The sequence below is a fragment of the Streptomyces sp. SS8 genome (assembly GCF_054072955.1).
Genome location: NZ_JBSVCZ010000025.1, coordinates 14,321 through 36,766, shown reverse-complemented (window position 1 = coordinate 36,766; position 22,446 = coordinate 14,321). Strand labels below are relative to the sequence as shown.

Here is a 22,446-nt window from a genome sequence, read left to right as displayed (position 1 = left end):
CGGCCTCATGCACATCGTCATCATGGGATGCGGGCGCGTGGGCGCCGCGCTCGCCCGGACCCTGGAACAGCGGGGTCACACGGTTGCGATCATCGACCGGGACGAGGCGGCCTTCCGCCGCCTCGGCTCCTCCTTCGGCGGGCGCCGGGTGGAGGGGATCGGCTTCGACCGCGACACCCTGCGCGAGGCGGGGATAGAGGAGGCCGGGGCGTTCGCCGCCGTCAGCAGCGGCGACAACTCCAACATCATCGCCGCCCGCGTGGCGCGCGAGATGTTCGGCGTGGAGAACGTGGCCGCCCGCATCTACGACCCCCGCCGCGCCGAGGTCTACCAGCGGCTGGGGATCCCGACCGTCGCCACGGTCCGCTGGACGGCCGACCAGATGCTGCGGCGGCTCCTGCCCTCCGGGGCGGAGCCGCTGTGGCTGGACCCGACCGGAGGCGTCCAGCTCGCCGAGGTGCACGCCTCCTCCGCCTGGGTCGGGCACCGGGTGAGCCGCCTCCAGCAGGAGACGGGCACCCGGGTCGCCTTCATCACCAGGCTGGGCGAGGCGATGCTGCCCACCTCCGACACGGTGATCCAGGAGGGCGATCTGGTGCACGTGATGATGCGCTGCGACCGGGTCGGCGACGTGGAGGCCGCGTTCTCGCGCGGTCCCGAGGGAGAGGCACGATGAGGGTCGCGATCGCCGGGGCCGGCGCGGTGGGCCGTTCCATCGCCGGGGAACTGCTGGAGAACGGCCACGAGGTGCTGCTGATCGACAAGGCGCCCGGCGCCATCTCGGTGGAGCAGGTGCCGCAGGCCGAGTGGCTGCTGGCCGACGCCTGCGAGATCACCTCGCTGGACGAGGCCGCCCTCCAGCGCTGCAACGTCGTGATCGCAGCGACCGGTGACGACAAGGTCAACCTCGTGGTCTCCCTGCTGGCCAAGACGGAGTACGCCGTACCAAGGGTCGTGGCGCGGGTGAACCACCCCAAGAACGAGTGGCTGTTCAACGAGTCCTGGGGCATCGACGTGGCCGTCTCGACCCCGCGGCTGATGTCCGCGCTGGTCGAGGAGGCCGTCAGCGTCGGCGATCTGGTGCGGCTGCTGCGCTTCAGCCAGGGCGACGCCAACCTGGTCGAGCTGACCCTGCCCCCCGAGTCGGCGCTGGCCGGCACGCGGGTGGGCGAGGTGCGGTGGCCCGAGGACACCGCGCTGGTGACGATAATCCGCGGCAGCAGGGTCCTCACCCCGGGTCCCGAGGAAGCCCTGGAGCCGGGCGACGAACTGCTGTTCGTCGCCGCCCAGTCCCGCGAGGAGCAGCTGGAGGAGCTGCTGTCGGTGCGCCGGGAGCCGGAGGACGACTCCCGGTAGCGGCAGGCTCCGCACATGGGGAGGGCGGCGGCCCCGGTCGGTGGACCGGGGCCGCCGCCCTCGTCGGGTGCCGTACGGCCGCCGCGGGGCCGTACGGGGCTCAGGAGTCCGTCCGCGCCTCGCCCGCCACGCGCTCGCGTTCCCGCTCCTTCTCCCTCTCCGCCTCCGCGGCCTCCTCCGCCTCCATCTCGGCGATCACGTCGATCGGCGGCGGGGCCTTGGCCAGGAAGACGTAGGTCAGGTAGACGCACAGCAGCAGCGGCGGGATGCCGAGTGCCACCTTCACCCAGCCGAGCTGGGTGGCGTCGCCCCAGAAGTAGATCGGGAAGAGGATGGCCGACTTGGCCAGCAGGACGATGCCCCAGGCCCAGGTCGCCTTGGTGTAGGCCGCCAGGCGGCCGGGGTTGCGGGTGCGCCAGGAGAGGTTCTCGCGCATCAGCGGCCCGAGCAGCACCCCGATCAGCGGGAAGCGCACCATCGCCGAGAGGCAGTACGCGACCGCCAGCCCCAGGGTGTAGAGCATGCCCGGCAGGTAGAAGTTCTTGGCGTCGCCCGACATCATCGCGAAGACCGCGCCGATCCCGACCCCGAAGACGCCGCTGAAGGCGTGCTTGAGGGTCTCGCGCTGCACCAGGCGGGCCAGCGCGAGCAGGACGCTCAGGCCCAGGGCGGCGACGGCCGCGAGGTGGATGTCCCGCCTGATCGTGTAGACCAGCACGAAGACCAGCCCGGGCACGGTGGTGTCCACCATGCCCCGCACTCCGCCGAACGCCTCCATCAGTGCCTTGTCCGTGACCGTCGGACCGGGCGCGCCGGCCTCGGCCGCGGGCCCGGTCCCGTCCACGCCAGCGGCCGGCTTGTCGAGAGAGGTCACCCGTTACTCCTGTCCGCTGTCCTGTCCGATGGGTCGCAGCTCGTACTTGGGGTTGAACAGCACCGGACGGCCGCGGTTCATCGCGATCCGCCCGTGTGCGACCAGCCTGCGGCCCGGTTCTATGCCCGCGATGGACCGGCGGCCGAGCCACACCACGTCCAGCGGGGCGGACCCGTCGAACAGCTCCGCCTCCAGGGCGGGCACGCCCGCCCTGGGGCGCTGCGTCACCGTGCGCAGCGTACCGGTCACCGTGACGATCTGCCGGTCGCCGCAGTCGCAGATGCGTGTGCAGCCGCTCTCCTCGGTGTCCTGCCGGAGTTCGGCGGAGAGCAGATCCTCCTGGGAGGAGGCCAGACGCCCGAGGAGGCGCCGCAGCCGGCCGCCCCTCTCGAGTCGGGTAACGCCACTCATACGGCCAGCCTACCCGCGCCCGTCACCCCCGGTAATGCCCCTGAGGGCCCTGGAGGCGGATGTGACCGAAGGCTCCTCCCCCGCGTCTCCCCCGCGTCCGCCGAGCCTCCCGGTGCCCGACGGCGTCCCGCGGCGCGCACCGGGCCCACGGTCCGCCGCGCCGGCCGGTGGACGGTGGGCGGCAGACCGCGCGGTGCGGGCGGCGGACGTGTGGCCGCGGGCGCGGCGCGGGCTCTCGGCGGCGGCCACGGCGCCCGTACGGCGTCCCCGGCACGGACGGCGCCGGCCGTCGCCGAGCCCGGCGTCCGCCGCCCCCGGCGGGGCTCCGCCGTCACGTGCGGGGCGGCGGGCCCCCGGCGACGCCCCGCGCACCGCTTCCCGCGCGCCGCTCAGCGGACCTCGGTGATCTCCGGGCCGCGCTGGAGCTTGTCGATGCCGCCGGCGAAGCGGGAGCCCTCCTGGGCCTGCTCCTGCTGGACGCCGTCGGGCACCATCTGCGCGTCGTCGGGGAGCTTGAGGACGATCGGGTCGCGGGGCGCCATCGGGGAGTCCCCGCGCACCACGACCGTGTCGCGGAAGATCTGCTCCAGCAGCCCGGCGGCCTGCGGCTGCACCGCGCCCTGACCGGAGATGACACCGCGCAGGAACCAGCGGGGGCCGTCCACGCCGACGAAGCGCACGACCTGCATGCCGCTGTTGCCGTCGGGCAGCCTGACCGGCACCTGCGCGCGCAGCTCCCAGCCCAGGGGGCCCTCGACCTCGTCGATGATCCCGCCCTTCTGGGTGATGCCCGAGGCGATCTCCTCGCGCACCTCGTCCCAGATGCCCTCGCGCTTGGGTGCGGCGAACGCCTGGAGCTGGACGGCGCTGTCCTTGAGCACGATCGTCGCGGCGACGATGGCGTCACCGGCGACCTCCACCCGCAGTTCCATGCCCGGCACTCCGGGCACGAACATGCCGCCCAGGTCGACCCGGCCCTCGCCCGGGGCGTGCAGCTCGCTCACGTCCCAGGGGCCGTCCGGCCGGGGGGCCGGGGGAAGCTTGACCCGGGTCTGCTCGCCATCGGTGCCGTCGGCGGACCCGTCCGACGCGTCGGTGCCCTCGTCGGATCGTTCCGTCTCGAACTCGTCCGAGGCGCCCTCGGGCCCTACCTGCTTCTTGCGACGACGTCCGAACACGTCACTGTCCCTTCAGGTCGGCAGCCTCGTCGGCCGCGACCGCAGCGTAATGGTTGTGCTGTGCAGCGTGGTCCTGTGCGGTGCCGTCCTGTGCGGCGTGGCCGCCCGTGGAGCCGAAGCCCCCCGCCGCTCGCGCCGATCCCGGCAGTTCCTCCACCTCGTGGAAGCGCACCTTCTCGACTTGCTGGACGACGAGCTGGGCGATGCGGTCGAAGCGCTCGAACCGCACACTCTCGCGCGGATCCAGGTTGGCCACGATCACCCTGATCTCCCCACGGTACCCGGCGTCGACGGTTCCGGGGGCATTCACGAGGCAGACCCCGCAGCGGGCCGCCAGGCCGGAGCGCGGATGCACGAAGGCGGCGTACCCGTCGGGCAGTGCGATGGAAACCCCCGTGGGCAGAACGGCCCTCTCACCGGGGGCCAGTTCGGCCGCCTCGGTGGTGACCAGATCGCAGCCCGCGTCGCCGGGGTGGGCGTAGGCGGGAAGCGGCACCTCGGGGTCGAGGCGGCGGATCAGCACCTCGACGGGGCCGCGTCCGGGCAGGCCGGCGCCGCTCACGGGTTCACCTCGAAGGCGCGGGCCCGGCGGACGGTGTCGGGGTCGGCCATCGCGGCCTCGATCTCGTCCTTGCGGCCGTGGTCGACGAAGTGCTCGACCTTGACCTCGATGAAGAGGGCGTCGGCGCGCACCGCGAGAGGGCCGTCGGGGCCGCCGATGTGTCCGGTGGCGGTGCAGTAGATCTTGCGTCCGTGCCGGGCGGTCACCCGCGCCGCCAGGTGCAGCACGGAGTCCACGGGGACGGGCTGGAGGAAGTCGGTCTCCAGGCGCCCGGTGACCGAGATGGTGTGCATCAGCCAGTTCAGGGAGCCCAGGATCTCGTCCATGGCGGTGGACAGCAGCCCGCCGTGGGCGAGGCCGGGGGCGCCCTGGTGCTCGGGGTGGACGGTGAACTCGGCGGTGACGCTGACCCCCTCGCCCGCCCGGGCGTCGATGTGCAGTCCGTGGGGCTGCTCGGTGCCGCAGCCGAAGCACTGCGCGTAGTGGGCGCCCAGCGGCTCTCCGGGGGCGGGGGCGTCGGGGTGGCGCACGGGGGGAACGGCGTCGTCCGGCGGGGTCAGGGATGTCTTGGTGGCACTCACGGATGCTGACCTTACCGCCGGGTCAGTGAGCCGGTCGCGGGCGTGCCAAGCTGGGCACATGCTTCCTCCCGGCGTGCTGTACGACGAGCGGCTGACCGCGCCCCGCCCCTGGTGGCTGATCGCCGCCCTGTCCGGAATCTCCCTGGGCCTGATCCTGTTCCCCCTGGGCCTGATGCCCCTGCTGGGCGGTCTGGTGGTGGGGACGGCGCTGGGCGCGGTGGCGGTGAGCGCCTACGGTTCGGCCCGTATCCGCGTGATCGCGGACTCACTGGTCGCGGGGGACGCCCGGGTGCCGGTCTCCGCGCTGGGCGAGGCGCACGTCCTGGACGAGGAGGAGGCCCGCGCCTGGCGCACCCACCGTGCCGACCCGCGCGCCTACATGCTGCTGCGCGGCTATGTGCCCACGGCGCTGCGTGTGGAGGTCACCGACCCCGCGGATCCCACACCGTACCTGTACCTGTCCACACGGCGCCCGCGGGCGCTGGCCGACGCGCTGGAGGCCGCACGCCGGTAGCGCGGGCCGCGGCGGGGGACGCCGGGCGGGCGCAAGCGGGCCGGGGGCTCGGCGGGGGACGCCGGCTGTCGGCCGGGGGTCAGCCGTCCTCTTCCGGGGCGTGCCGGAGCTGCGAGGGGATGATCTTCCCCGGGCGGTCCTCCAGGGGGATCGCGCCCCAGGGGATCCGCCGCCCTCTCAGGTCGCCGCGGATCCTCTCCGCCAGCTTCCTGGTGTCGCGCCGGTTCATCAGGGCTCCCACCGCCGCGCCGATCATGAACGGCGTGAGGTTGGGGAGGTTGCGCATGGTGCGCTTGAGGAGGGTCTGGCGCAGCTGGCGTCTCATGTGGCCGCCGAAGGCCGCGCCGAACGTCGCGGGCGCGGCCAGTTCTATCCCGCGCTCCTGGGTCCACTCGGCGAGGTAGGCGGCGGCCCGCTCCCGGGCGTTGCCGGGCGGGCGCAGCCCGTAGACCTCGTGGAGTTCGGCGATGAGCTTGAGCTCCACCGCGGCCACCCCGACGACCTCGGTGGCCAGCTCGGCGGGCATCGCCGGCGGTACGGGCAGCATCGCCGAGGCGCCCACTCCGGCGCCGACGGTCGCGCTGCCCTTCACGGCGCCCGATATCAGCCGGTCGGCCATCTCCTCCGGCCCCAGGCCCGGGAACTGCCGGCGGAGCGTGTCCAGGTCCCTCACCGGGATCCTGGGGGCGAGGTCGACGATGCGGTCGGCCACCACGCCCAGGAACGCCCTGACGGTGCCGCGCTCGCGCGGCTCCTGTGCGCTGCCCCCGTCCGGCCCGCCGGCGCCGTCCGGTCTGCCCCCGCCGTCCGGTCTGCCCGCGCCGTCCGCGCCGGCCCGGCGGCGCGGACGGAGACGCCGCAGCCCGCGGCCGAGAGCGGCTGCGGGCGCGGATCCGGGTGCGGGTACGGGCGCGAGCGAGGCCTCCCCGTCCTGGCCCCGCTCGGCGTCACGTGCTTCCTCGGCCGTCATCAGCCGGCCCCGGCTCAGGCCGCGCAGTCGCGGCAGATGGGGTGACCGTTCTTCTCCGCCGCCAGCTGCGAGCGGTGGTGGACCAGGAAGCAGCTCATGCAGGTGAACTCGTCGGCCTGGCGGGGCAGCACCCGCACGGACAGCTCCTCGTTGGAGAGATCCGCTCCGGGCAGTTCCAGGCCCTCGGCCTGCTCGAACTCGTCGACGTCGACGGTCGAGGCGGACTTGTCGTTCCGCCGGGCCTTCAGTTCCTCGATGCTGTCCTCGTTGACGTCGTCATCGGTCTTGCGTGGAGTGTCGTAGTCGGTCGCCATGTCGCTCTCCCCCTCTGGGTGTCTGTGGTGTCTCCAGCGCACGTAACGCGCGAGAGGCCGGACTTGTGCCCGACCTGAGGCGGAGATTTTGCCTCACTTCAAGCCCTGTTACTCAATCGACACCCAACCGCGCCCCTGATGGGGTGACCGAGTCGGCCGTCGACCGAGGGCCCGGGACGGCCCCCGTGTCCACTTTGCGCATACCGCCTCCCCTCTTTTCCACGATCACGACCTGCGAAAACATGGATTTTCCGGCATTTTTCGGCAGGCCCTGGGGTGCTGTACGCGTGTGACCGAAAAATCGCGTGTGTGATCGATCACAACCGGTTCGAACCGTGGAGGAATTCCCGGATTCCGCCCCATAACGCCGGGCGCGGCGAGGTTATTCCATGATCGCCTTTCGTCCCGTCCGGCCCTGTCCTCGCCCCGTTCCGCAGCACGTCCGCGCGGCGTCCGCGCGGCGCCGGACGGGAAGCGTCAGAGGGGGAGCGTGACCCGCACCACCAGTCCGCCCTCCTCGCGCGGCCTGGCCGTGACCGCCCCGCCGTGGGCGCGCACCACCGACCGCACGATCGACAGCCCCAGGCCGACCCCCCTGTCGCTGCCGGTGCGCTCGGTGCGCAGCCTGCGGAAGGGCTCGAAGAGGTTGTCCACCTCGTACGCCGGGACCGCCGGGCCGGTGTTCTCCACCACCAGCACCGCCTGTCCCGGCTGTGCCCGGGTGTCCACCGACACCCAGCCGTCACGGGAGACGTTGTAGCGCACGGCGTTCTGCACCAGGTTGAGCGCGACCCGCTCCAGCAGCACCCCGCTGCCCTGCACATACGCGGGCCGGCGCACGCCCCGCAGCTCCACGCCCCTGTCCTGGGCCTCGCCGCGCGCCTGCTCCACGGCCTGGGAGGCGACCTCGGCCAGGTCCACGGGCTTGCGGTCCACGATCTCGTTCTCGCTGCGGGCGAGCAGCAGCAGTCCCTCCACCAGCTGCTCGCTGCGCTCGTTCGTGGCGAGCAGCGTCTTGCCGAGCTGGACCAGCTCCGGGGAGGCGCCGGGATCGGAGAGCTGGACCTCCAGCAGGGTTCGGTTGATCGCCAGCGGGGTGCGCAGCTCGTGCGAGGCGTTGGCGACGAACCGCTGCTGGGCGGTGAAGGCCCGGTCCAGCCGGTCCAGCATCTGGTCGAAGGTGTCGGCCAGCTCCTTGAGTTCGTCGTCCGGTCCGTCCAGCTCGATGCGGCGGTGCAGGTCGGAGCCGGCGACCCGCTGGGCGGTGCGCGTGATGCGCTCCAGGGGCGAGAGCACCCGGCCGGCCATGACGTAGCCGAAGGCGAAGGCGGCCACGGCCAGGCCCAGCAGGGCCATCAGGGAGCGGTTGAGCAGGACCTCCAGGGCCACCTGCCGCTGGTTCTCCATGCACTGCTGGACGGCGGCGGTCAGCTCCTGGGGGGTCAGCTCCCCGCCGTCCGCCCGGCTGGGCAGACTGCAGACGGCGTCGGTGGTCTGGTCCCGCACACCGATGATCTGGAAGGGCAGATGGCTGCCGTCCTTCAGGGCCTGGGCCGCCAGCAGGTAGATGATCGCCAGCAGCACCATCCCGGCGATCAGGAACATCCCGCCGTACAGCAGGGTCAGGCGTATGCGGATGGTGGGCCGCAGCCAGGGATGGGAGCGGCCCGGCTGGAAGGGGTCCCAAGTGGGCTTGGGCGGGGTCGCCGGGGGCTGGGGAGGGGGGCCGGGGGTACCGGGCGTGCTGGGTGTCATGAGGGGCTCAGATGCGGTATCCGGAACCGGGCACGGTGACGATCACCGGCGGCTCGCCGAGTTTGCGGCGCAGGGTCATCACGGTGACCCGTACGACGTTGGTGAACGGATCGGTGTTCTCGTCCCAGGCCTTCTCCAGGAGCTGCTCGGCGGAGACCACCGATCCCTCGCCCCGCATGAGCACCTCCAGCACCGCGAACTCCTTGGGGGCCAACTGCACCTGCCGGCCGTCGCGGAAGACCTCGCGGCGGTTGGGGTCCAGCCGGATCCCGGAGCGCTCCAGCACCGGCGGCAGGGGCGCGGTGCTGCGGCGGCCGAGCGCCCGCACCCGGGCGGTCAGCTCGCTGAAGGCGAAGGGCTTGGGCAGGTAGTCGTCCGCGCCCAGTTCCAGGCCCTCCACCCGGTCGCTGACGTCGCCGGAGGCGGTGAGCATCAGCACCCGGGTCGGCAGGCCCAGCCGGATGATCTCGCGGCACACGTCGTCACCGTGGACCAGCGGCAGGTCGCGGTCGAGCACCACCACGTCGTAGTCGTTGACCCCGACGCGCTCCAGGGCCGCGGCGCCGTCGTAGACCACGTCGACGGCCATGGCCTCCCGGCGCAGTCCGGTGGCCACGGCATCGGCGAGCAGCCGCTCGTCCTCGACGACGAGTACGCGCACGGGTGGTGTCCTTCCCTCGGTTCACGGGGCTTCACGGGGGCTTCGCGGGGCGGGAACCGTCCCGGCCGTTCGTGGACGGCCGGGAGCGGCACGGAGCCGGGCGGGGGCGCGCCCCCGCCTGTTCCATCATGTCCATCGTGCCCGCGACCTCAGTAAACGGGCCGTAAGGGACTTCCGTCGCAGCCGTTCACCGAATTTTCGTCCTTCTTGAGGTTTCTCTGAGGTTTGGGATGGGGAGGACGGCAGTACACCCGCGATCACGCCCTGTAGACGGCATGTCACGACCCCTCTTCCCAGCCCCGGGAGAGCCGTCGGCCGACCGCTCGGGGTACACACCGTGATCGCCCCACCCCCGGCACACCCCGTGCCGACGACCCACGACGAGGGGGCGCACCATGGACGCGTTCACCGCAGGCATTCTGCAGCGCATACGGACCACGGAGTCCGACCTGATCCGCGCTCGTGAGTCGGGCGACGACTTCCTGGTGGACGTCGAGCAGGCCGAGCTCGAGGACCTGCGCCGTCTGGCCGCCGAGTACGGAGTGGAGATCGGCGCCACCACCTGCGCCTGACCGGCATCGCACACCGGCGCCCCGGGAGGTTCCTCCTCCCGGGGCGCCGGTGTGCGGGGCGCACGGGGGGCCGGTGCCCCTCATGCCCGGACCGGAGCCGTTCAGTCGTGCCAGGCGCCCAGTTCCTCCAGCAGCGGCTGGAGCGCGCCGAAGACCCCGGGCGAGGCGGCCACCGTCAGCTCGCCAGTCGGCGGGGAGCCGGGCCGCCCGCCGGTGAGGGCACCCGCCTCGCGGGCGACCAGATCGCCCGCGGCGAAGTCCCAGGGGTGCAGCCCGCGCTCGTAGAAGCCGTCCAGCCGCCCGCCGCCCACGTCGCACAGGTCGATGGCGGCCGAACCGGAGCGGCGGATGTCGCGGACCTCCGGCAGCAGGCGGCGGGCCACCTCGGCCTGGGCCCCGCGGCGCTCGGCAATGTAGTTGAAACCAGTGCCGATCAGCGCCTGCTCCAGCGGCGGCGAGGGGCGGCAGCGCACCCGCCTCCCGTTCAGCCAGGCGCCTCCGCCCAGCACCGCGTGGTAGGTCTCGCCGCGCGGCGGGACGTGGACCACGCCGACGACCGTCTCGCCCCGGTGCTCGGCGGCGATCGAGACGGCCCAGGCGGGCTGCCCGTAGAGGTAGTTCACGGTGCCGTCGATCGGGTCGATCACCCAGCGCACCCCGCTGCCTCCCTCGCTGGAGGCCCCCTCCTCCCCCAGGAAGCCGTCCTCGGGACGGTGGTCGGCCAGGAAGCCGGTGATCAGCTTCTCGGAGGCCAGGTCCATCTCGGTGACGACGTCGACGGGGCTGCTCTTGGTCGCGGCCACCCCCAGGTCGGCGGGGCGTCCCTCGCTCAGCAGCGCGCCCGCCCGGCGGGCGGCCTCCAGCGCGAGGCCCAGAAGCTCCCTGTTGAGCGGGTCCGCCACGGCGGCGGTCGCGCGTTCGGTCTCCGTCCCGGTCCCGGCAGGGCTGTCGGCAGCGGGCCCGGCGGAGCTTGCGGCGTCGGTCACGGCTCTCCTCGGCGGTGTGGTGAGGGCATCGGACGGGTGTCGTACGGGCGCCGGGGCGGCGTCAGGCGTAAGGGCTGTCGGCGCCCGCGGCGGCGGGCCTGGGCGTACGCGCCGGGCAGCAGCTCACCGGGCACACGTCGTGGCTGGGGCCCAGCGCGCCCAGCGCGCAGCGCTCGGGGTTCTCGCCGCGCTCGGCGGCGGCGCGCTCGGCCACCAGGTCGCGCACGGCCGCGGCGAAGCGCGGGTCGGCGCCGACGGTGGCCGACCGCACCGCCGGCAGGCCCAGCTCTCCGGCCTTGGCCATCGCCTCGGTGTCGAGGTCGTACAGGACCTCCATGTGGTCCGAGACGAAACCGATGGGGATCATCACCGCGGCCGGTGCGCCCTGTCCGTGCAGCGCCTCCAGGTGGTCGCAGACGTCCGGCTCCAGCCAGGGGATGTGGGGGGCGCCGCTGCGGGACTGGTAGACCAGTTCCCAGGGCCGGTCCACCCCGGTCTCCTCGCGCACCGCGGCGGCGATCACCCGTGCCACGTCCAGGTGCTGGGCGACGTACGCGCCGCCGTCGGGCCCGGAGGTCTCGGACTGGGACAGGGGGATGGAGTGGGTGGTGAAGACCAGATGGGCCCCCGCCCGGACGTCCCCGGGCAGCTCGGCGAGGGCGGCCAGCACCCCGTCGGTCATGGGGCGGACGAAGCCGGGGTGGTTGAAGTAGTGCCGCAGCTTGTCCACCCGCGGCACCCGCAGTCCCTCGGCCTCCAGGGTGGCCAGGGCCTCGGCGAGGTTCTCCCGGTACTGGCGGCAGCCTGAGTACGAGGCGTACGCGCTGGTGGCCAGCACCAGGATCCGGCGGCGGCCGTCGGCCACCATCTCGCGCAGGGTGTCGGTCAGGTACGGCGCCCAGTTCCGGTTGCCCCAGTAGACGGGCAGGTCCAGCCCGTTGGCGGCGAAGTCCTCGCGCAGGGCCGCGAGCAGCCGACGGTTCTGGGCGTTGATCGGGCTGACCCCGCCGAACAGGTAGTAGTGCTGCCCGACCTCCTCCAGCCGCTCCTTCGGAATGCCTCTTCCGCGGGTGACGTTCTCCAGGAACGGCACCACGTCGTCGGGGCCCTCCGGTCCTCCGAAGGACAGCAGCAGCAGGGCGTCGTAGGGGCGGGCGTCAGTTGCGTCGGACATGCCCCGATCCTGCCATCCGGCTCCGTCGCCCACCGCCCGGACCCGCGGGGGTCCGGAAGAGGCCCCGCGTGAGTATGATCCCCCTCCGACCGGCGGGGCCACCGTCCGCGCGGTACGCCAGCCATGGGGAGGGCCGTCAGCGATGACCACGCACACCGCACGGCGCACGGGGCGGCCCGCGCCGCCGACGTGGCGCAACTGGGCGGGCAACGCGACCGCCCGTCCGCTGCGGACCTCGGCCCCCTCCACCACCGAGGCGCTCGCCGAGGTGGTGCGCCGCGCCGCCGAGGACGGGCTGACGGTCAAGGCCGCCGGCACCGGGCACTCGTTCACACCCGTGGCCGCCACCGAGGGTGTGCTGATACGCCCCGACCGCCTCACCGGCGTCCGCCGGATCGACCGCGAGGCGGGGACGGTGACGGTGGCCGCCGGGACGCCGCTGAAGCGGCTCAACGAGGTGCTGGCCGCCGAGAGGCTGTCCCTGACCAACATGGGCGACATCATGGAGCAGACCGTCTCCGGCGCGGTCGGCACCGGCACCCACGGCACCGGCCGCGACTCCGGCTCGCTCGCCACCCAGATCCGCGCTCTGGAGATGGTCCTGGCCGACGGATCGGTCCTGCGGTGCTCGGGGGACGAGGGAGGCGAGAACGGGGACGTCTTCGCGGCGGCCCGCGTCGGCCTGGGGGCGCTGGGAGTGATCACCGAGATCACCTTCGCCGTGGAGCCGCTGTTCCTGCTGACCGCGCGCGAGGAGCCCATGCGCCTGGAGGCGGTACTGGAGGACTTCGACCATCTGGTGCGCGGCAACGAGCACTTCGAGTTCTACTGGTTCCCGCACACCGACCGCTGCGTCACCAAGCGCAACAACCGCAGCGACGGCCCGGCCGACCCGCTGCCGCGCCTGGGCGGCTGGCTGGAGGACGAGTTGCTGGCCAACGGCGTCTTCCAGGCCGCCTGCTCGGTGGGCCGGGCCTTCCCCGCCGCCGTCCCCGGCATCGCGCGGATCGCCGGGCGCGCCCTGTCGGCCCGCACCTACACCGACATCCCCTACAAGGTGTTCACCTCCCCGCGCCGGGTGCGCTTCGTGGAGATGGAGTACGCCCTGCCGCGGGAGGCCGCGGTGGAGGCGCTGCGCGAACTGCGCGCGGTGGTCGACCGTTCGGAGCTGCGGGTGAACTTCCCCGTCGAGGTGCGCGTCGCGCCCGCCGACGACATCACGCTCTCCACGGCCTCGGGCCGCGACACCGCCTACATCGCGGTGCACGTGTACCGGGGCACCCCGCACGAGCGGTACTTCACGGCCGCCGAGCAGATCATGGTCGCGCACGGCGGGCGCCCCCACTGGGGGAAGCTGCACAGCCGCGACGCCGCGTACCTGGCCGGGGTCTACCCGCGCTTCGCGGAGTTCACCGCGCTGCGCGACCGCCTCGACCCGGACCGGGTGTTCGGCAACGACCACCTGCGGAGGGTGCTGGGCGACTGAGCCGGGCAGCGGCCCGCCGTCAGCCCGCCGCCCCACCCGTCCCCCTACCGGGCCGGGTCGCACGTATCTTCCTCTGCGCTCCCCGCCAGGCGGTTTCCGGCCAAGGTGGTGGTTCCGTTTCGGCGGATTCCGTGAAGATCCACACCTTCGATGCCGTCTTTTTGCGACCCGCGTGGTGTTCAACTCCCCCGCACTGTGAGAACTTGGGCGGCGTGCCGATCCAACGGTGTGGCCCCAATGGAGTAGTGTGGCGAGCCCTGACCCCGGCTCCGGTCAGCCGGTACCACGGACAGTCACCACCGAGGTCACTTTCCGTGGTCAACAGGCAACCGTGCCACAGTGGCGGATCAGGGCGCGGGCCCGACACGCCGGGCAGGTCGGCAAGGTTGTGGCAGGCTGCGCCCGGGCACGCCACACTCGTCCAACGGGAGCAGCGACGCACGTGACGTCGGCAGGCACCACCCGGGAGGTTCCCATGCCCGAACTGCGTGTCGTGGCCGTCAGCAACGACGGCACACGGCTGGTGCTCAAGGCTGCCGACAACACGGAGTACACACTCCCGATCGACGAGCGGCTGCGAGCCGCCGTCCGCAACGACCGCGCCAGGCTCGGCCAGATCGAGATCGAGGTCGAGAGCCATCTGCGCCCCCGCGACATCCAGGCCCGCATACGGGCCGGAGCCACCGCCGAGGAGGTCGCCCAGCTCGCCGGCATCCCCGTGGACCGCGTACGGCGGTTCGAGGGGCCGGTGCTCGCCGAGCGCGCGTTCATGGCCGAGCGGGCCCGCAAGACGCCGGTGCGCCGCCCCGGCGAGAGCACCGGTCCACAGCTCGGTGAGGCCGTGGCCGAGCGGTTGATGCTGCGCGGCGCCGACAAGGACACGGTGCAGTGGGACTCCTGGCGCCGGGACGACGGCACCTGGGAGGTGCTGCTCGTCTACCGGGTGGCCGGCGAGCCGCACTCGGCGAGCTGGACCTACGATCCGCCGCGGCGGCTGGTGCAGGCCGTGGACGACGAGGCGCGGGCGCTGATCGGCGAGAGCGACGACACCCCCGAGCCGAGCTTTCCGTTCGTGCCGCGCATCGCGCGGCTGCCGCGCGACCGCTTCGACCGGACGGAGCGTTCCGACGCCTTTGAGTCCGAGCCCTCGGAGGCCGCGGGCCAGGACGGGGTCGGCGAGCGGGACTCGCTGACCAGTCTGCTGGAGGCGGTGCCCAGCTTCCGGGGCGATCTGGTGGTGCCGGAGCAGTCCTCCCCCGACGGCGCGCCGGAGGACGAGGCCGAGGAGCCGGAGGCGGTGGAGCCGCCCGCTCCCGCGGCGAGCGCGGGGGCGGCCTACGCCGATGTGCTCATGCCGCGCTCGGTGGCGGGCCACCGCGACCGGCTCACCGGCAGCACCGACCGTCAGGCCGAGGCGGACGGCGTCCGCCCGGGCCGCCGCGCCGCGGTCCCCAGCTGGGACGAGATCGTCTTCGGCACGCGCCGCAAGAAACAGGAGTAGGCCAAGGGGCGGCGGGGCGGGTCCCCGCCGCCCTCCCGCGTGTGCGCCGGTCCGCCCCTCAGCCCGGTTCGGGGCCCGTGGCCACCGGACGGGAGGGATCGGCGGACCACTGCGACCAGGAGCCCGGATACAGCGCGGCGTCGATGCCCGCGACCGCCAGGGCCAGGATCTCGTGGGCCGCGGAGACCCCCGAACCGCAGTAGACGCCGACCTCGGTGTCCGCGTCGATACCCAGCGCGGCGAAGCGGGCGGCCAGTTCGGCGGCGGGCCGGAAGGCGCCGGGGGTGCTTCCGGAAGCGCCCCGGGAGACGCTTTCGGCGGTGTTCCCGGTGGTGGGTGCCGATACCGCGCCCGGAATGTGCCCGGCGACGCGGTCGATCGGCTCGACCTCACCGCGGTAGCGCTCGCCCGAGCGTGCGTCGAGCAGCACCCCGGTGCGGGCCAGGGCCGCCGCACCGTCGGCGTCGAGCACGGGAAGCGAGCCCGGCCGGGGCGTGAAGTCACCCTCGGGCGGCCGCGGCACCTCCCCCGTCAGCGGGCCCTCCCATGCCTCGAGACCACCGTCCAGCACCCGTACGTCCTCGTGGCCGGCCCAGCGCAGCAGCCACCAGGCGCGGGCGGCGGCCCACCCCCGGCCGCCGTCGTAGACCACCACCGGGTGCCCCTGGCGGACCCCGGCCCGGCGCATGGCCGCCCCGAACGCGCTTGGGTCCGGGAGCGGGTGACGCCCCGTCCCCTCCCCCACCGGGCCGGCCAGTTCGGTCTCCAGGTCGACGTACACGGCTCCGGGCAGGTGCGCCGCCTCGTAGTCCGGTCGCCGGGAGGGGCCGGTCAGCTCCCAGCGGACATCGAGCAGCGTGGGCGGGGTAGGCGGTGAGGAAGGCGAACCGGTGAGTTCGCGCGCGAGTTGGGTAGGGGAGACGATGACTGCCATGGCCGTATCTTCGCGCGGCCGTTCCCGTATGTCCTCGCCACCACCCGGCGCGGCCGGCCCGTGTCGGCGCGCGCGGCGGGGGCTTGGGGCGGAATGTCCGTCATCCTCCCCCGAGGGCCGTCCCGCCCTCTTCCCGGGCGGGACGGCCCCGTGCGCGGCATGGGCGCCGAATGAGACCATGGCCACCGACAGTGCACGGAAGATCACCGAACGACCGCATCGACGACGGTCCCGAGGAGAGAAGTGAACAGATGACCGAGGCAGTGGCACGACACGCTCCGGGCACCCCCTCCTGGCTGAGTCTGCTGGCCCGCGACCCGGCGGCGAGCCAGGAGTTCTACCACGAGTTGTTCGGCTGGGAATACCGGCAGGGCCCGGGGCCGGGGTCGGCCGGCCCGCACTTCCGCGCACTTCTCGGCGGGAACGAGGTCGCGTGCATCGGCCAGATGCCGCGGGGACGGCAGTGCCTTCCCGCCTGGCTGCCGTACCTGTCCGCCGACGACGCCGACAAGTCCGCGGAGTTGGTCAGACTGTGCGGCGGGACGGTCGGGGTGGGACCGCTGGACATGGAGGGGACGATGCGCGTGGCGATCGCGGCGGACCCGGCCGGGGCCTCCTTCGGGATACGGCAGGCGGACACCCGGCCCGGGGCCCGCATGGGCGGCGGGCCGGGCACGGTGGTGTGGAACGAGCTGATCACCCACCGGGCGTCGGCGGTCGAGAAGTTCTACCAGGCGGTGTTCGGTCTGGAGGCCGAGCCCGCCGGGGAACACCCGGGGGCGGGCGGCGGCGGCGCGGACGCGGAGCCGGAGCGCCTCACCCTGACGGCGCACGGCCGGATCGTCGGCGGCGTCCACGGCGTCGGTGACGGACTGCCGCACGACCGCGGCTCGCACTGGCTGATGTACGTCGAGGTGGCCGACACCGACGCGGCGGCGCGCCGGGTGACCGAGCTGGGCGGGCGCGTCCTGCTGCCGCCGCACGACACGCCGTACGGGCGGACGGCACGGGTCACCGACCGGGAGGGCGCCCCCTTCGCGGTGATCCACACGGGCCGCCGGGGCTCGTGAGGGCCCTTGCGGGAAGCGCCTCGTGAGGGGCGCTCAGCCGCGGTGCAGGGCGGGGGCGTCCGCACCGTCCACGGGCAGTACGTCCGGGGACAGCGCCCCCGCCCGGGCCGCGGCCGCGGTGAGCCGGCGCCGGTGGTGGCGACGGCACAGCACCTCGTAGCCGACGTCCTCCCCCGCGGCGCCATGCGCGCCGGCGACGTCCCCGACGACGACCTGGGCGCCCTCGACGACCATCCGGCCGCCGGCCGTGCGGGCGTTGTGGGTGGCGCGCGCGCCGCACCAGCACAGCGCCTCGACCTGGAGGGACTCGATCCGGTCGGCCAGCTCGATCAGCCGCTGCGAGCCCGGGAAGAGCCTGGTGCGGAAGTCGGTGGTGATGCCGAAGGCGAAGACGTCGATGCCCAGATCGTCGACGACGCAGGCGAGTTGGTCGACCTGCCCGGGTTCGAGGAACTGCGCCTCGTCCGCGATCACGTAGTCGGTGCGCCCGCCGGAGGTCAGGTGCCGCACCAGGTGGGCGTGGAAGTCGAAGCCCTCGCCCGCCTCCACCGCCTCGGTGACCAGACCGAGCCTTGAGGAGAGCCGGCCCTCCCCCGCCCGGTCGTTGCGGGTGAAGATCATCCCCGACAGTCCCCGTGCCGAGCGGTTGTGCTGGATCTGGAGCGCGAGGGTGCTCTTCCCGCAGTCCATCGTTCCGGCGAAGAAGACCAGTTCGGGCATGGGGAGGCGGAACCTTTCGGCGTTCGGCGGTCGGCTTGGGGCGCGGGCGGTGCGCGGCTGCGGACGGATCCAGCGGGACGCGGCGGCGCCGGGCTATGTGCGGACTTCCAGCAGAGGGACCAGTTGCTCGGCGGGTGTCATCGAGCCGTGCATGCCGATCAGTTCGGACTCGTTGGGCTCGGTCTCGGTGGCGACGACGGCGGCCGTGTCGCTCATCGCGGCCACCACGTCGCCGATCCGGCCGCGCACCCGGTCGTCGACCTCCGGCCCGAACCAGCCCAGTTCGATCGCCTCGTCCCGGGTGGCCACCCACGCCCGGTCCGCCAGGACCTCGCGCCAGACGGCGTGGACGTCCCCGGCCGCGCCGGGCACGGCGTACAGATGGCGGGCCCGGCCCTCGCCCCCCAGGCGTGCGACGCCCGCGCGCAGCTCCCAGTCGTGGTCGAAGTCGTAGCGGGCGTCCGGGTCCTGCGGGACGTCCACCATGCCGTGGTCGGCGGTGATGTAGAGCGCGGAGCGCGGCGGGAGCTGCTCGGCCAGGCGCTGGGCGAGACCGTCGACGTACATCAGCCGGCCGCGCCAGGCGTCGGAGTCCACGCCGTGGCGGTGGCCGCTGCCGTCGAGTTCGGCGTAGTACGTGTAGACCAGCGAGCGGCCGGCCGAGCCCAGCCGCTCGGCGGCCAGGTCCATGCGGTCCTCGGCCGACAGCCGGCCCAGGAAGGAGCCTCCCGACAGGGCGATCTTCGTGAGCGGAGTGTGCTCGAAGTGTGGGGCGGTGACCTGGCAGGTGGCGACGCCCGCGGCGTCGGCGAGCCGGAAGACGGTGGGGTACGGCTGCCACTGGTACGGGTCGGTCCACGGCTGCCAGCGCAGCTGGTTCATCAGTTCACCGGTGGCCGGGTCGAGCACGGTGTAGCCGGGCAGCCCGTGGGCGCCGGGCACCCGGCCGGTGCCCACGGAGGCGAGCGAGGTGGCGGTGGTGGAGGGGAAGCCCGCGGTGAGGGGCTGCCCGGTGCCGCCGCGGGAGGTGGCCAGCAGGGAGGCCAGGAAGGGGGCCTCGCCGGGATGGGCGGCCAGCAGCTCCCAGCCCATGCCGTCCACCAGGAAGACGCACACCCGGTCGGCGGGCTCCAGTTCCAGGCCCGAGGAGAGACCGGGCACGCCCTGTCCGGCGGCGACGGCGGGCAGCAGGTCGGCCAGCGAGGCGTCGCCGTAGCGCGGCACGGGGGCGGTACGCGGATCCAGGGGAGCGGGGTCGTGGGCGGCCGGGCCGTACGGGAGGGACTGGACCATCAGCGGGCGCCGGCGGTCGCCGCGGTGGCCTCGGACAGCGCCTGCGCGAAGGTGAGCGCCTGGCGGACGGTGTCCGGTCCGTCGCCCGCCTCGCTGACGCGCAGCGAGAGGTCGTCTGCGGTCAGGGAGCCCGTGTAGCCGTGGTCGGCCTCGCAGTTGGGGTCGCCGCAGTTGGCGGGCTCCATGTCGAGGCGGGAGACGGCGCCCCAGCCGATGGTGAGGACGACCTCTCGCGGCAGGGTGCCGGGAGTGTAGGACTCGGGGTTGGCGACGACACGGCTGAGGACGACCGAGGAGATCCGCTCCAGCTTCACCGACTCGGTGGAGGTGGTGGCGTACGGCGAGGGGGAGGTGCCGTCGGCGGGCTGCTCGTCGGTGTGGCTGACGATGAACCGGGTGTCGGTGAGCACCAGCACCGTGACGTGGCGGCGGACCTCGTTGGAGTCGAAGGTCGTCTCCTGGTGGACAACGTACGAGGAAACGGGCTCGCCGCCCACGGCGGACTCGACCGCCTCGGCCACGAGAGCCGGGTAGTAGCCGCTGCGCTCGATGGCCGCGCGCAGCCCCTGGGTCGTCGTACCGGTCTTCGCCATGCGGCCCATCCTACGGGGACCGGGCGGGTCAGTACGCGGGCAGGCGGCGGGGGCCGAGGTCGGCCCAGGCGGGGTGGGCCGTGCCGAAGGGCGCGGGCGGCTCGGCGACGCGGACGGCCGCGTCCAGGACGGTCAGCCCGCGAGCAGCGACGACCACCGGTTCCAGGTCGACGGAGACGACCTCGGGATGGTCCTCGACCAGCCGGGAGACGCGCAGCAGCAGCTCCTCCAGGGCGCCGGTGTCCACCGGCTGGGCGCCGCGCCAGCCGAACAGCACGGGCGCGGAGCGGATGGAGCGGACCAGGCCGGCCGCGTCCCGGTCGGTGACGGGGACGAGCCGGTGGGCGACGTCGCCCAGCAGTTCCGAGGGCGGTCCGGCCAGTCCGAAGGAGAGCACCGCGCCGATGGCGGGGTCGACGGTGGCCTTCACCGCGGTGTCCACGCCTCGGGGTGCCATGGCCTGGATGACGGGCCGCAGCTCGGCGGGATCGCCCAGCTGTTCGGTCATCCTGGCGTAGGCGCGCCGCAGTCCGGCCTCGCTGCCGATGTCCAGCCGTACGCCTCCCAGGTCGGGGCGGTGGCGCAGATGGGGGGCGGTGGTCTTCAGGGCCACGGGGTAGCCCAGCCTCTTCGCGGCGGCGCGGGCCGCGCGGGCGTCGGGCGCGGGCAGGACGGGCTGCACCGACACGCCGTAGTGGCCCAGCAGTTCGGCCGTCTCCTCGCCGCTCAGGGGGGTGCTGCGGAGCGTGCCGCGGTCCGGTTCGCGCACCCGGGTCAGCAGGGCGGCGGCGGACGCCTCGTCGATGTCGTCGTACTCGGGCACCCGGCCGGGTTCGGCCGCCTCGCGCCGCCACTGCGCGTAGCGGACCGCCTCCGACAGGGCGCCCGCCGCGCGCTCGGGGGCGGGGTAGGCGGGCAGGCGGTGCCCGGCGAGGGCGGCGTCCAGGCCCTCGATGGCCAGATGGACCACGACCACCGGCTTGGCCGGGGCGCTCGCGGCCTCCGCGCCGCCGCGGTCGCCGTCCTCGCCGCCGCCCTCACCGCCGGCCGGCTCGCGCAGCGCCCGGGCCAGCGCATCGGCCAGCAGGGTCGCGTCCCCCGGGCCGTGGCTGCCGTCCACCCAGGGGATGGCGGTGACCACGACGGCGTCGGTGGCCGGGTCGGCGAGGGTGGCGGCCAGGGCCCGCCGGAAGTCCTCGGGGGTGGCCTCGGTGGTCAGGTCGGTGACGGGCTGCGGGCGCAGGCCCCGGGCCAGGCAGGCGTCGTAGGTGAGCAGGCACAGCGACTCGGCGTTGCCCAGGATGCCCACCCGCGGGCCGGCGGGCAGCGGCTGGGTGGCCAGCAGCACGCCGGCGTCGACGAGTTCGGTGACGGTGTCGACGCGGATGACCCCGGCCTGCCGCAGCAGCGAGGAGACCGTGGCGTCGGGGGTGCGGCCGGCCGGGACGGCGTGGCCGGGGGGCGGGGCGCTGGCGTTGTGACGGGCGCCCTTGACCACGACGATCGGCTTGCGGGCGGCGGTGCGCCGGGCCAGGCGGTTGAACTTCCTGGGGTTGCCGAAGGACTCCAGGTACATCAGGACGACGTCGGTGTCGGGGTCGTCGTCCCAGTACTGGAGCACGTCGTTGCCGGAGACGTCGGCGCGGTTGCCGGCCGAGACGAAGGTGGAGATGCCGCCGGCCCCCCGGCCCCGGCGGTGGAGCCCCGCGAGCACGGCGATGCCGATGGCCCCGGACTGGGTGAACAGCCCGATGCGGCCGCGCTCGGGCGTCTCGGGCGACAGGGTGGCGTTGAGCCGGACGTCCGGGGCGGTGTTGATCAGCCCGAAGGCGTTGGGTCCGATGATGCGCATCCCGTACGAGCGGGCCTGCCGCACCAGCTCGCGCTGTGCGTCACGGCCGAAGTCGGCGGAGAGGACGACCAGTCCCTGCACGCCCCGCTCCCCGCACTCGTCGACCACCCCGGGCACCTCCCGGGCGGGGACGGCGACGACGGCGAGGTCGACGGGCTCGGGGATGTCGCGCACCGAGCGGTGGGCGGGCACCGAGTCGATCTCGGTGCGCCCCTCCTCCAGCGCGCGGTTGACGGCGTGGACGCGGCCGGTGAAACCGGCCGTGCGCAGACTCTCCAGGACGGTGCGCCCGGCTCCGCCCGGGTTGCGGCTGGCGCCGATGACGGCGACCGCGCCGGGGGACAGCAGCCGCTGCACGGACCGGCCCTCGGCGCGCTGCTCGCGGGCCCGCATGACCGCCAGGGACTGCTCGGTCGGTTCGATGCCGAAGGTGAGGTGGACCGCACCGTCCTCGAAGCTGCGCTTCTGGGAGTAGCCGGCGTCCGTGAAGACCTTGACCATCTTGGTGTTGGCGGGCAGGACCTCGGCGACGAAGCGGCGCACCCCGCGCTCGCGGGCGCAGGCGGCGATGTGCTCCAGCAGGGCGGAGCCGACCCCGCGGCCCTGGTGGTCGTCGCGGACGAGGAAGGCGACCTCGGCCTCGTCGGCGGGCAGGGAGGCGGGGCGGCCGGTGGCGTCTATGCGGTCGTAGCGGACGGTGGCGATGAACTCGTCGCCGACGATGGCGGCCAGGCCGACCCGGTCGACGTAGTCGTGGTGGGTGAAGCGGCGTACGTCGCGGTCGGAGAGCCGGGGGTAGGGGGCGAAGAAGCGGTAGTACTTCGACTGGTCGGAGACCTGCTCGTAGAAGCTGACCAGGCGCTCGGCGTCGTCGGGTGTGATGGGGCGGACCCGGGCCGTACCTCCGTCGCGCAGTACCACGTCGGCTTCCCAGTGGGCGGGGTAGGCAGGCTCGCTCGGCGTCCGCATGGATGTCAGCCTAGTCACCGCGGCCCGGATCGCGGAGGTGTCGGCTCCCGTTCCGGAGGACCCGCCTGTGCGAAGCTGGGCTGGCCCCCGGGCACGCGGCCCGTTCCCGGTCGGCCCCGC

23 protein-coding genes are annotated in these 22,446 nt (G+C 73.8%); 7 read left to right on the top strand and 16 right to left on the bottom strand.

Translation table 11 applies throughout. The annotated features are described in order from the left end of the window. Positions 1–7: 7 nt before the first annotated feature. Both ACW69E_RS22075 and ACW69E_RS22070 read left to right on the top strand, forming a co-directional pair. A complete protein-coding gene (locus ACW69E_RS22075) occupies positions 8–676 on the top strand; it encodes a potassium channel family protein (protein WP_093851228.1) in 669 nt (222 codons plus the stop codon). Continuing rightward, positions 673–1,356 carry a potassium channel family protein gene (locus ACW69E_RS22070; RefSeq protein WP_457500014.1) on the top strand — a complete coding sequence of 228 codons (684 nt, stop codon included), beginning with the start codon at positions 673–675 and terminating at the stop codon, positions 1,354–1,356. Before ACW69E_RS22075 ends, ACW69E_RS22070 begins: the two co-directional genes overlap by 4 nt. Positions 1,357–1,456: 100 nt before the next feature. On the opposite strand, the gene ACW69E_RS22065 is transcribed toward ACW69E_RS22070, so the two are convergent. The 5 genes from ACW69E_RS22065 to ACW69E_RS22045 form a co-directional block, all read right to left on the bottom strand. Next, positions 1,457–2,230 carry a DUF3159 domain-containing protein gene (locus tag ACW69E_RS22065; RefSeq protein ID WP_457500013.1) on the bottom strand — a complete coding sequence of 258 codons (774 nt, stop codon included), beginning with the start codon at positions 2,228–2,230 and terminating at the stop codon, positions 1,457–1,459. A gap of 3 nt (positions 2,231–2,233) precedes the next feature. Then, complete coding sequence (locus ACW69E_RS22060; protein WP_457500012.1) at positions 2,234–2,641, bottom strand: OB-fold nucleic acid binding domain-containing protein; 408 nt, start codon at positions 2,639–2,641, stop codon at positions 2,234–2,236. A gap of 389 nt (positions 2,642–3,030) precedes the next feature. Further along, positions 3,031–3,819 (bottom strand): DUF3710 domain-containing protein, encoded by a 789-nt coding sequence (locus ACW69E_RS22055; protein WP_237883937.1) that lies wholly within the window; start codon positions 3,817–3,819, stop codon positions 3,031–3,033. A 1-nt stretch (position 3,820) separates the two neighbouring features. Continuing rightward, the gene (gene dut, locus ACW69E_RS22050) at positions 3,821–4,381 is read right to left on the bottom strand and encodes a dUTP diphosphatase (protein WP_457500011.1); all 561 of its coding nucleotides are present in this window, start codon (positions 4,379–4,381) and stop codon (positions 3,821–3,823) included. Further along, entirely contained in the window at positions 4,378–4,962 is a 585-nt protein-coding gene (locus ACW69E_RS22045) for a PaaI family thioesterase (protein WP_457500010.1), read from the bottom strand. Before ACW69E_RS22045 ends, dut begins: the two co-directional genes overlap by 4 nt. Before the next feature lie 58 nt (positions 4,963–5,020). Between ACW69E_RS22045 and ACW69E_RS22040 the strand changes: the two genes are divergently transcribed. Continuing rightward, positions 5,021–5,476 carry a DUF3093 domain-containing protein gene (locus ACW69E_RS22040; protein WP_457500009.1) on the top strand — a complete coding sequence of 152 codons (456 nt, stop codon included), beginning with the start codon at positions 5,021–5,023 and terminating at the stop codon, positions 5,474–5,476. 79 nt (positions 5,477–5,555) lie between these two features. On the opposite strand, the gene ACW69E_RS22035 is transcribed toward ACW69E_RS22040, so the two are convergent. The 4 genes from ACW69E_RS22035 to ACW69E_RS22020 all read right to left on the bottom strand — a co-directional run bounded on the left by ACW69E_RS22035 (position 5,556) and on the right by ACW69E_RS22020 (position 9,176). Continuing rightward, positions 5,556–6,446: a hypothetical protein gene (locus tag ACW69E_RS22035; RefSeq protein ID WP_457500008.1), complete on the bottom strand. Its 891-nt coding sequence runs from the start codon at positions 6,444–6,446 to the stop codon at positions 5,556–5,558. Between the two features lie 14 nt (positions 6,447–6,460). Beyond that, the gene (locus ACW69E_RS22030; RefSeq protein ID WP_093662716.1) at positions 6,461–6,760 is read right to left on the bottom strand and encodes a DUF4193 domain-containing protein; all 300 of its coding nucleotides are present in this window, start codon (positions 6,758–6,760) and stop codon (positions 6,461–6,463) included. A gap of 477 nt (positions 6,761–7,237) precedes the next feature. Then, on the bottom strand, positions 7,238–8,515 hold the full coding sequence (locus ACW69E_RS22025; RefSeq protein ID WP_457500007.1) for a sensor histidine kinase: 1,278 nt from the start codon (positions 8,513–8,515) through the stop codon (positions 7,238–7,240). A 7-nt stretch (positions 8,516–8,522) separates the two neighbouring features. Beyond that, positions 8,523–9,176: a response regulator transcription factor gene (locus ACW69E_RS22020; RefSeq protein ID WP_457500006.1), complete on the bottom strand. Its 654-nt coding sequence runs from the start codon at positions 9,174–9,176 to the stop codon at positions 8,523–8,525. A gap of 395 nt (positions 9,177–9,571) precedes the next feature. Between ACW69E_RS22020 and ACW69E_RS22015 the strand changes: the two genes are divergently transcribed. Then, positions 9,572–9,748 (top strand): hypothetical protein, encoded by a 177-nt coding sequence (locus ACW69E_RS22015; protein WP_457500005.1) that lies wholly within the window; start codon positions 9,572–9,574, stop codon positions 9,746–9,748. A gap of 101 nt (positions 9,749–9,849) precedes the next feature. Here the strand turns inward: ACW69E_RS22015 and ACW69E_RS22010 are convergent, their stop codons facing one another. Both ACW69E_RS22010 and ACW69E_RS22005 read right to left on the bottom strand, forming a co-directional pair. Beyond that, entirely contained in the window at positions 9,850–10,650 is an 801-nt protein-coding gene (locus ACW69E_RS22010) for an inositol monophosphatase family protein (RefSeq protein ID WP_457500064.1), read from the bottom strand. 145 nt (positions 10,651–10,795) lie between these two features. Then, positions 10,796–11,908: a ferrochelatase gene (locus tag ACW69E_RS22005; protein WP_457500004.1), complete on the bottom strand. Its 1,113-nt coding sequence runs from the start codon at positions 11,906–11,908 to the stop codon at positions 10,796–10,798. A 142-nt stretch (positions 11,909–12,050) separates the two neighbouring features. Between ACW69E_RS22005 and ACW69E_RS22000 the strand changes: the two genes are divergently transcribed. After that, positions 12,051–13,394: a D-arabinono-1,4-lactone oxidase gene (locus tag ACW69E_RS22000; RefSeq protein ID WP_457500003.1), complete on the top strand. Its 1,344-nt coding sequence runs from the start codon at positions 12,051–12,053 to the stop codon at positions 13,392–13,394. 442 nt (positions 13,395–13,836) lie between these two features. Further along, positions 13,837–14,895, top strand: a complete 1,059-nt coding sequence (sepH, locus tag ACW69E_RS21995; protein WP_457500002.1) for a septation protein SepH — start codon at positions 13,837–13,839, stop codon at positions 14,893–14,895. A gap of 58 nt (positions 14,896–14,953) precedes the next feature. Here the strand turns inward: sepH and ACW69E_RS21990 are convergent, their stop codons facing one another. Continuing rightward, positions 14,954–15,829, bottom strand: coding sequence for a sulfurtransferase (locus ACW69E_RS21990; protein WP_457500001.1), 876 nt, complete (start codon positions 15,827–15,829; stop codon positions 14,954–14,956). Positions 15,830–16,080: 251 nt separating this feature from the next. On the opposite strand from ACW69E_RS21990, the gene ACW69E_RS21985 reads away from it, so the two are divergent. Further along, positions 16,081–16,899: a VOC family protein gene (locus ACW69E_RS21985; protein WP_457500000.1), complete on the top strand. Its 819-nt coding sequence runs from the start codon at positions 16,081–16,083 to the stop codon at positions 16,897–16,899. Between the two features lie 33 nt (positions 16,900–16,932). Here ACW69E_RS21985 and ACW69E_RS21980 read toward each other — a convergent pair whose 3' ends face one another. The 4 genes from ACW69E_RS21980 to ACW69E_RS21965 all read right to left on the bottom strand — a co-directional run bounded on the left by ACW69E_RS21980 (position 16,933) and on the right by ACW69E_RS21965 (position 22,326). Beyond that, the gene (locus tag ACW69E_RS21980; RefSeq protein WP_457499999.1) at positions 16,933–17,619 is read right to left on the bottom strand and encodes a thymidine kinase; all 687 of its coding nucleotides are present in this window, start codon (positions 17,617–17,619) and stop codon (positions 16,933–16,935) included. Between the two features lie 93 nt (positions 17,620–17,712). Beyond that, positions 17,713–18,912 carry an alkaline phosphatase family protein gene (locus ACW69E_RS21975; RefSeq protein ID WP_457499998.1) on the bottom strand — a complete coding sequence of 400 codons (1,200 nt, stop codon included), beginning with the start codon at positions 18,910–18,912 and terminating at the stop codon, positions 17,713–17,715. After that, positions 18,912–19,505, bottom strand: a complete 594-nt coding sequence (locus tag ACW69E_RS21970; RefSeq protein WP_093851244.1) for a DUF5998 family protein — start codon at positions 19,503–19,505, stop codon at positions 18,912–18,914. The genes ACW69E_RS21975 and ACW69E_RS21970 overlap by 1 nt, the downstream gene beginning before the upstream one ends. A gap of 28 nt (positions 19,506–19,533) precedes the next feature. Beyond that, positions 19,534–22,326 (bottom strand): bifunctional acetate--CoA ligase family protein/GNAT family N-acetyltransferase, encoded by a 2,793-nt coding sequence (locus ACW69E_RS21965; RefSeq protein WP_457499997.1) that lies wholly within the window; start codon positions 22,324–22,326, stop codon positions 19,534–19,536. Positions 22,327–22,446 lie beyond the last annotated feature (120 nt).